We start from the raw sequence: 1,197 nt of genomic DNA on the forward strand, positions 1-1,197 counted from the left end.
TGGGTGCGCCAGGCATGGCGCGTAGCGCCGTGACTGGCGCTGTTCGGTTCACTGTGGTGGTGAACTGGACGACTTGGAGGTGAAAGTCCTCTGCACGCCCGGCAAGGGGAAGTGCTAGCGGAAGGCAAGGGTGTCGCGGGTGACTGCGAATCTGAAGGAAGCCGGAAGCAAATTGCTGGCCTGACGAACAGGAAGCGGATGGAGGCGGCGTAGCGGGGTGAGGCGGCCCAAATCGTCAAAGCCCGGTACTTGCACGGCACGCTACGACGTAGATCCGCCAGGCATAAGCAGGAAGGTCGCGCGAATTACCCTGGGAGATCTGTGCGCTTGCCGCTGTGCTACCGGGCGCCGAGAGGCGACGGGATGAGCGTGCAGAAGTCAGCCGAGGCCGTAGTAAGTGGCGCCAACCACGCCACCAAGGGCCGAACAGGTCATACCGCCGGTAGGCGTTGGAGTCTCATGGGATGTCGAACCGCAGAAGCTTCCCCCCAGGGGAAGGCTGTTCCCCCGGCATGGCGGACGGAATCCGCGCATGACGGCTGACAGTGCGCAGACACCGATGGCGTCTGTAACGTGGACGAAAGCGGAGCCGAACACGCTGATGGAGCGGGTGCTGTCACCGCCCAACCTGAGGCGTGCGTATCGACGGGTAGTGAGCAACCAGGGCGCACCGGGGGCCGATGGCCTGTCGGTGAGCGAGCTGGCGGGCTACCTGAAACAGTATTGGCCGCGCCTGCGGGAGCGGCTGTTGGCGGGTAAATACCAGCCGCACGGCGTCCGGGCGGTGAACATTCCCAAGCCCCAGGGCGGGGTCAGAACGCTGGGGATACCCAGCGTGGTGGATCGCCTGATCCAGCAGGCCCTGCTGCAGCAATTGACGCCGCTCTTCGAACCGCTGTTCTCGGACTTCAGCTACGGCTTTCGTCCGGGGCGCAGCGCGCACCAGGCCATCGAGATGGCCCGTGCCCACGTGGCGGCGGGCTATCGCTGGAGCGTGGAACTGGACCTGGAGAAATTCTTCGACCGGGTCAACCACGATCGGCTGATGGACTTGCTGGCACGTCGGGTCGAAGACCCGCATGTGCTGCGCCTGATCCGTCGCTACCTGGAGGCTGGGGTCATGGAGGGCGGGCTCGTGAGCCCGCGCCGAGAGGGTACGCCGCAAGGCGGACCCCTCTCGCCCTTGCTCTCGAACAT

At 65.2% G+C, this 1,197-nt stretch carries 1 protein-coding gene; it reads left to right on the forward strand.

Going from position 1 to position 1,197, the window contains the following annotated elements; genetic code table 11:
• Window positions 1–433 precede the first annotated feature (433 nt).
• A partial coding sequence (locus ACFPU0_RS23220) for a reverse transcriptase domain-containing protein (RefSeq protein ID WP_377695650.1) occupies window positions 434–1,197 on the forward strand: 764 nt, incomplete at its 3' end.

The sequence above is a fragment of the Pseudomonas sp. GCM10022186 genome, assembly GCF_042656385.1.
Classification (GTDB): Bacteria; Pseudomonadota; Gammaproteobacteria; order Pseudomonadales; family Pseudomonadaceae; genus Metapseudomonas.